General features: G+C 34.7%; 7 protein-coding genes and 1 riboswitch. All 7 genes read right to left on the bottom strand.

What is annotated here, in order from left to right; all coding sequences use genetic code 11:
- Positions 1-163: 163 nt before the first annotated feature.
- Positions 164-242: riboswitch (ZMP/ZTP riboswitch) on the bottom strand.
- Positions 243-380: 138 nt separating this feature from the next.
- The gene (locus HU235_RS15910) at positions 381-1,145 is read right to left on the bottom strand and encodes a sugar phosphate isomerase/epimerase family protein (RefSeq protein ID WP_095300234.1); all 765 of its coding nucleotides are present in this window, start codon (positions 1,143-1,145) and stop codon (positions 381-383) included.
- 155 nt (positions 1,146-1,300) lie between these two features.
- A complete protein-coding gene (locus HU235_RS15905) occupies positions 1,301-3,328 on the bottom strand; it encodes a beta-galactosidase (protein WP_174880839.1) in 2,028 nt (675 codons plus the stop codon).
- Between the two features lie 13 nt (positions 3,329-3,341).
- Positions 3,342-4,166, bottom strand: a complete 825-nt coding sequence (locus tag HU235_RS15900) for a carbohydrate ABC transporter permease (protein WP_174880838.1) — start codon at positions 4,164-4,166, stop codon at positions 3,342-3,344.
- Positions 4,163-5,095, bottom strand: a complete 933-nt coding sequence (locus tag HU235_RS15895; protein WP_174880837.1) for a carbohydrate ABC transporter permease — start codon at positions 5,093-5,095, stop codon at positions 4,163-4,165. Before HU235_RS15895 ends, HU235_RS15900 begins: the two co-directional genes overlap by 4 nt.
- Before the next feature lie 82 nt (positions 5,096-5,177).
- Complete coding sequence (locus HU235_RS15890) at positions 5,178-6,452, bottom strand: ABC transporter substrate-binding protein (RefSeq protein WP_095300238.1); 1,275 nt, start codon at positions 6,450-6,452, stop codon at positions 5,178-5,180.
- A gap of 84 nt (positions 6,453-6,536) precedes the next feature.
- Positions 6,537-7,613, bottom strand: a complete 1,077-nt coding sequence (locus HU235_RS15885; protein ID WP_174880836.1) for a response regulator transcription factor — start codon at positions 7,611-7,613, stop codon at positions 6,537-6,539.
- Positions 7,588-8,621 (bottom strand): sensor histidine kinase (locus HU235_RS15880; RefSeq protein ID WP_174880835.1); only part of this gene is annotated, 1,034 nt, incomplete at its 5' end. The genes HU235_RS15880 and HU235_RS15885, both read right to left, overlap by 26 nt.

Below are 8,621 nucleotides of genomic sequence, written 5' to 3'. Positions count from 1 at the left end.
GTTTCTAACGTTGTAGTACTCATTTAGATTTCTCCTCTTTCCTTTGTGTTAATTTTAAATTTTAAGAATATTTGTATTATACTACAATAAGGCAATTTTTCCGTAATTTCAACTTAAAATATCATCCCCTAACAAACAGAAAGAGGTAAGGAAAAAACTTCCCTACCTCTGCCCAGGCGAACGGCTACGACACTATGTGCTCCCTCACGGTGATCCGTGTTTCGCCAGTTACACATAGTCTTTTTGATTGATTTCATTTTATCAAACTCTTATGAACGCTTCAAGTAGATTTTTTGAATATTTTTAAAGATTTACATTACTTAATCCGAAATGATTTTATTTAGAGTCATGATATCCTTAAACTGTAACGACTTATTCTTTTAAACTAAATACGGTAATTTAGATTTCAAATATTGAATACTTATTTCAATACTTTCAAATGGTGTTCTTTTCGTCATGTCCTGTTCAACGACCCACCATTTGACCTCATTTTTCTCTCCAAGTTGTAACACTGCTTCTAAATCAACACCACCGGTTCCAAGTTCAGCAAAAAATTTCTCTTCGTCTAATGTCATATCCTTTAAATGAACAAGAGGTGTTCGATTTTGATACTCATTCATCCATTCTACCGGTTGTTGACCAGCCTTTGTCAGCCAATAAATATCAAATTCTGCTTTAACATAATCAGGATTTGTATCGTTTAAAATCGCTTGTAAAGCTGTTCTGCCATCTGAAAGTTTTTCAAGCTCAAAGTCATGATTATGATAACAAAACGTTATACCTTCACGATAGCATGCTTCACCAATCTGATTTAATAATGGGATTAGCTCTTTGTAATCCTTTTCCGCTCGTTGTTCCGGCAATAGATATGGACAAACGATATAGTTACTACCAATTATTTTTTGCTCTTCAATCACATTTGGTAGATTTGCTTTTAATTGTTCAAGTGGAACATGGCTTGATGCTGCTTGTAGCTGATATTCATCTAATAAAGATTTTACTTCACTTGCAGTTAGGTTTCCGAACCCAGCAAATTCAACACCATCGAATCCTAGTTCTGCCACCTTCTTCAACGTAGCAGCAAAATCCTTTTCACTTTCATCACGTAACGTAAACATTTGAATAGCAACTGGAATTCCCTTCATCTAATCTCCTCTTTCTCATATTTATTCAAATACAATTGTATGAAATGATTCTGCTTCTAATGAACATGTATATTTCGCTCTTCATTTAGGCTATACCACTCCAAGGCAATATCACTCACACCAAATGTTGTGTTTTTCTCGTTGAAATCCATTTATTACTTATTGGTTCTCCCCCTTTCCTTCACTTCAAAAATTTTAAATGACCAAGGACTTATCTTAATCATTTCCTCATTTTGATAGGTTACATCTTCTAGTAATTCAACGCTTTCATGAAATGGATAAGCAAAGCTTTGTTCTTCAAATGAGTAATTAAAGAAATACTTCATTTCATGACCAGCATCATTTAAACCACTTTTAATAATAACGGGAAACCGAAATTGTTGTTCCTGTCTCCATATATTTGCCCGCTTAACTGCATCTATTAATATCTCAGACATTGTCTCGCTTGAAACAATACAGCCCACATATGTGGCAAACCCTTTGCCGTATTCATTACAAGTGATCGCTGCATACTCTCCCCATGCTGGATGGTCATATGTAGCAAGTACTTTTGCTGTTGTCGGAGTGAGCAGCTCCATCCACGTATGAACTTCATTATTATCTTCAGCTATATCATATGAATGATTTGTTAGCTTCACATTTTTAGGTTCTACAAACATTTGGTATTGAACACCACATGCTTTTTCAATAATTCCAGGTTGTGAGCTAGTTCTTACCTTTAGATTTTCATTTGTAAACCCAGACTTGAAGGTGAATACCGCATGGCCGCCGTTATATACATATTGATTAAGTCTTTCTAATAATTCATCTGAAGCAACATACAAACAAGGTACGATAATCAAGGAATAGTCTGCTAGATTGTCTGTTTCAGAATGTATGATATCGACCTCAACATTTATTTTATAAAGTTCATCATAAATAAGTCGGACAATATCGTTATAATTTAACTCAGAATGGTGATTAAACTTAAACCAACTTAGCCCTGTTAAAGACTCGTTACTAACAAGAATTGCTGTTTTGTTTTTCTTTTTTAAATTAATTAACTTTGCTGATAAGCGCTTAAAATCGGCCCCGATTGTTTTCGCCTCATGATAAACAGGATTAGGCTGTAAATCATGACTTAATAATCCCTTCCAATAAGTTTCAAAGGAGTTATGAATAGAATGCCAATGCCAATAAGAAACCATATTTGCCCCAGATGCAAGATGACTAAACGCTTGCAACCGAAGTTGTCCTGGAAAGGGTGTCCAATTTGAAAAGGCTTGTGCCTCGGTTTCAACGACAAGATAATTTTGCTGTTTTGTTGAACGAGCAACATCACCTCCGAAGGAAATTTCAATCCCTGTTAAATCTTCCTGTGATGGGTGATAAATATCTACACCTGTGATATCGAATGGCTTTGAGGCAGAAAAATGATTAACATTTGGCTGGATACCATAGGAATAGCCTCTCCATTCAAAGTCAAAGTTTTGTGTGATAAACTGTCCTTCCTTTCGATATTCCTTAACAATTTCAACCTGCCATGCCAAAAAGTCGTCGACAAGCTTTCGTTGAAATTTTGAAAACTCGGCACCGAGGCTACCATTTATTGTTGCAATAACTGAAGGCATATCTTCCCAAGCATTGACATTATTACTCCAATAGGCAAGACCAAACTCATCATTTAATGCGTCTGTTGTTTTAAATTTCTCTTTTAAATATTTGATAAATCTCTGCTGGACATTCGGTCCACTTGTATCATAGTGCTTTGTTTCATTATCAATTTGATAACCGATTATTGCTGGATGATCCTTTACATGGTCCATCAATTTTCTAATGATTCTTTCTGCATAAAACAGGTAAGTAGGATTTGTAATATCCATAATTTGTCTTGCCCCATATTCCTTAGGTCCGTTCTTTGTAATAGCTAATACTTCAGGATGCTCCTTTACCATCCAAGTTGGTACCGCATAAGTTGGGGTGCCAACGATAACTTGAATATCTGCTTTATACATCGCATCAAGCACTCGACTTACTGAGCGAAAGTCAAATATCCCATTTTGCGGTTCATGTGTGCTCCACGTTGATTCAGCAATTCTAACAACATTGATGCCTGCTTCCTTCATCATTTGAATGTCTGTCTCAAGCCGTTCATACGGCATATATTCATCATAATAAGCAACACCATATAATAATTTCTTCATTACTTATCTCTCCTTATTTAATCGCCCCATCTGCAATTCCATCGAGAATATATTTTTGGAAAAAGCCATAGAACACAATAACTGGAAGTGCTGTTAACACGAGTGCTGCTAAAATTTTTGGCCAATCTGCGACATATTGTCCGAATAACGAGTTAATCGATAACATTAACGTATAATTATTTACATCTGTTAGCATGATTAGCGGCAAAAGAAAATCATTCCATAGCCATAAAACGTTAAGAACTAATATCGTTGCTGTAATTGGTTTCAGTAATGGGAAAATAATCCGAATGAAAATTTGAAAATCATTACAGCCATCAATTTTCGCTGCTTCCTCTAGCTCTTTCGGAATCGATTTCACAAATCCATGGTAAAGAAAAACAGCCATATTTACACCGAGACCTATATAAATTAATCCAAGTCCATATAATGAGCCTTGTAAGCCAAGACCTTTTGCCATTTGACTTAACGTAATCATAATTGAATGGAATGGAACGAGCATTGAAGCAATAAATAGCATAAAGAACAATCCACTAAGCTTCCCAGATGTTCTTGCTAATTTATAACCAGCAAGTGAGCCGCAAAAGACTATTCCCGCTAACCCAATGACAGTTACAATCAATGTATTAAACGCACTACCAAGTAAATTTAACTCTTCGAAAACACCAATATAATTTTCAAAGGAAAATGATGTCGGAAAAGCTAATACAGAAGTAAAAATTTCTACTTGTGTTTTAAACGAGTTAATAATGGCCATATAAATCGGGAAAAACGAGATAACTGCACAAACAGTTAAAATAAGATTAATCGTAATCGATAACGGAACATTTTTTCTCATGCTTCTACCTCCTTGCGTTTTAGCACACTTACTTGGATTAACGTAATCACTAAGACGACGAGAAATAGAATCATTGCTTTCGCATTTGCATAGCCAAATCTGAAATTATTCGAGAATGCTTCCTCGTAAATATTCAACGCCATTACTTGAGTAGAAGTTCCAGGTCCCCCTTGCGTTAATGCATAGACAACATCAAATACTTTAAACGCTCCATTTAATGTTAAAAATGAACAAATCGTAATCGCATGCATAATCATTGGAAGAATGACATGAGTGACTCTTTGGAATATATTTGCTCCATCAATCATCGCTGCCTCTTTTAATTGTTTTGGAACACCTTGTAGAGCTGCCATATAAATGACCATCATATAGCCAATCCCCTGCCATAGCGAGACAATCAATATCGAGTAAAAGGAAACCTTAGGATCACCAATCCAAGACTGGTCTAAAATTGAGAACACCGCTTGCTTTGATAGCTCTGGAAAAACATTTGTAAAAATAAACGAGAACATAAATGAGGAAATAATCAAGCTAATCATATTAGGCATGAAGAAAATTGTTCTGAAAAAGCCTTTTGACTTTCTTCTAGATTCAATTAATAATGCTAAAAATAATGCAACGACATTTTGTATGATAAATACGAAGATTGTATATTTTAACGTAAATATAAACGAATGCCTAAACGCTTTATCATCTTGAAATGCTTCAATATAATTACTTATTCCAACAAAGTTATACGATTGATTTAAACCGTTCCAATCTGTAAAGCTGTATATTCCCGCCCCAACTGTTGGAATGAACAGGAAGATAAGGTAAAAAACGAATGCAGGTAGGACAAATAGAATTAAGCTTAAATGTTTCCTATTGAATAGTGTTTTTTTCGTCGAAACGGCTTCTTTAACAGACGTTTTTAGCTCTGTAACCGGCATAACTCTCACCCTTTCAATCAAGCATTTATTGCGCTATAGAATGAAAGACAGCTATTTAAACTGTCTTTCACTTTATTAGTAGTTAGTTGTTCACCTTATTTGCTTCTTGCCATGCTCTGTCTAACCCTTCAATTACCTCTTCCTGCGAAATATCATCAGCATAATAGCTTTGTAGTAATTTTTCAGACTGTGACTTAACTGCAGATGGCATAGTTGGATCTTCATATACTTTACCTTCAGCTACATACTTTGATGATTCCTCTAACCATGGATATGTTTCAAACGTATGAATATCAGAAATCGGGTTAAAGCCTAAGCTTTCATAAAATGCACTCGAATCTTTATCATCTAAAATATAATTTACGAAATCCTTCGCAACATCTTTTACTTTACTAACCTTTGAAACAGCTAAAGATGTTGATGCACCTAAGTTAATAAGTGTTGCATTTTCATCATCATTTATCGGAAGTGGAGCAACACCGAAATTAAAATTTTCATTCGTTGCTAACATTGATTCAGCCATCCACGGTCCTTGAACCCACATCGCTGCTTGACCGCTGGCAAATGCAGCTGCACCTTGGTCCTGACCTACTTCAAATGGGCGGTCTGTTCCATGAGCATGAACAAGATCAATGATGTCAAACATTCCTTCTAATTCAGCAAATGAAGCCTCGTCTTTATTCATTTTGTCAATAAAGCCTTTATTTGTCGTGCTTTCTAATGCTCCTACAGTTAATGGTAGGAATAGCTGTGGTATATACGAATCCTTATAAGCTCTAATAAATGGTGTAATCCCTTTATCTTCTAGCGATTTTATAACCGCTTTCATTTCTGTTAATGTTTTTGGAACTTCAATCCCATTCTCTTCAAAAATATCCTTGTTATAGAGAAAGCCCCATTGAAGTGTTTCAAGTGGTACTGCAAGAACTTTATCATTTCTTGTTACCATTGGTTTAACTGTGTCATAAAGCTTATCAACGAATGGTTCCCCTGTTAAATCTTCTAAGTAACCTGCTTTATCATATACTGGAATATCGTTTATTGCATGAATCGCAAAAACATCTGGACTATCCCCTGAAGCAAGACGTGTTTTCAGCAGCTGGTCTGCTTCATTTACACTCGGTAATTCAAGTTTGACTGTTACTTCACGACCTTTTTCTTCTTTTTGTTTTTTAACAAACTGGTCGATATATGTTTCATATTGCTCCTTAAAACGAGGCTGTCCAATAAATACCTTTAATTCTACTTTTTCTCCCTCTCCACCTTCACCACTGTTTGTAGAGCTACTAGAGTTACAACCAGCTAACAAACCAACAAAGAAAATCGATGCCACTATCAATGTAAGCGCTTTTTTCATTTTCAACTCCCCTTTCTGTTTTTATCATAATTGGATATTTCATTTAACGGAATTGACTATTTTAACGCTTACATTTGTATTATTTTAATTTTTTCTGATTTTCCCTGGTGAAGTCCCATAATACTTTTTGAATACTCGATAAAAGTATGAAACATCTTCATATCCCACCATTTCTGCGATTGACTTATATTGTAATGTCGTTGTTAAAATGAGTTGCTTTGCCATTTCCATACGGCTTGAAATAATATATTCTGTCACATTACAGCCGTACTTTTTCTTAAACGCTGTTGTTAAATATTCCTTACTTACAAAATATTTCTTCGCAATAACATCAAGTGACATATTCATTAATGTAAAGTTGTCATCAATGTATTGTTTAATTTCATCCAAATTAATTTTTGATTTTTGCTTACGAATAGTATCAATTGCAATAATTACTTGTTCACCAATTTGCTGAAGAAACGTTATTTCATCCTCAAATGTTCTCTTCCCTTGATAACATAATTGATTCCAATTTAAGCCGACATCTTCAAGTTTCACTTTATGCTCCTTTAGCATCTCTTCAAGTACTATTAAAAACAACTGGTGTAAATAGGCGATGAAAGAAGAATCATGCCTTAATCGAGCATCAACTTTAGGAATAAAGTGGTTTACACTATTCGAGAGTTGCGTTGCATTAAGTTCTTTAAAAGAGAAGGAAAGTGTGCGACGAAACGGGCTAATTAGTTCCTCAAGTTCAATGAAATCACCAATTAAAAATGGATATCCTATTTGTTGCTCTTGTTTTTTCCGTTTCGTAAAAATTGCTTTTCTTAATGCATCATTTAGTTCCGTTTCATCTACAGGCTTTGGTAAATATTCAATAACCCCAGACTTAATCGCTTGCCTTGTATACATGAAATCCTGATAGCCGCTCAGGACAATCGCCAAAATGTCAGGGTATTCCTTCACTAATATATCTAGTAAACGAATTCCATCCATACCAGGCATTTTCATATCTGTTATAATAAAATCAGGCTTTAATGAATTAATAAACTCTATTGCCTCCATTCCATTAGTCGCCTCAATTATTTGTGTAATCCCAATTTCATCATGATTTATTAACGCTTTCACTGATTCTCTTGCCCAGCTTTCATCATCTACGATTAATAAAGTGCTCACTTAGTTCACTCCCATTTCGATAAGGAATTCTCACTATTACCTTAGTAAAATCTGATTGCTCACTATCTATCTCTATTCCGTATTCTTTACCAAAATATAATTTGATTCGATTATTTACATTTCGCAGCCCAATACTTCGATGCTGTGTATCCGTATCAAAAATAAGTTTTTCTCTTACTTCTGCTAATATTTGTTCTGACATACCGACTCCATTATCTATGATAGCGATTTCAATTTCATCAAAAACCATTTGAATATCGATTTTTAATTCTGCCTTTTCAAGCTTAGATTCAAATCCATGTTTAAATGAGTTTTCAATAATCGGCTGAAGTGTTAATAAGGGAATGAGTCCCTCTTTTACAGCCCCATCGACAAAAAGCTGGATAGAGAGGTTTTCTCCAAATCTCACCTTTTGTATATATAAATAATTATTTAAATGGTTGACCTCTTCCTTCATTCGCACGAGATCTCCTCGCTTATCGGTTATATAGCGAAACATGAACGCAAGCTTTTGTGTCATCTCATAGATGTCCTTCGCTTTATTCTTTAATGCCATTCCAGAGATAACTTGAAGTGTATTAAATAAAAAATGTGGATTAATTTGCGATTGTAATGCAAGAAATTGTGCATCCCGGTTTTCCATTTCACGCTTATAATCCTTCTCTATTAAATCTTTAATTCTAGTAATCATTTCTTTATATTTTCGTTGAAGATGACCAATTTCATCTGTGCGTCTCGTTTCGATTTGAACATTAAAATTATTTTCTCCTACCTGATCCATTTTTCTCGATAAGGAAACAATCGGTTTTGCAACCTGATTTGAAACGAGAATGGAGAGAAGAATCGTAAGTAAAATCGAGATTAGGAGGATAATAATCCCTGTCCTACCTATGTATATTGCCCCAACCCGCATTACTTCTTCTGGTACTAGCTTCACTAATTGAATTTGTCCTCCCATTAAATTTTGATAGAAATAATAATCGTTATCTTTTGTTATATAATTTGTAT

It is taken from the genome of Metabacillus niabensis (assembly GCF_902829255.1).
GTDB classification, from domain to species: domain Bacteria; phylum Bacillota; class Bacilli; order Bacillales; family Bacillaceae; genus Metabacillus; species Metabacillus niabensis.
This window is presented reverse-complemented; position numbering and strand designations above follow the sequence as displayed.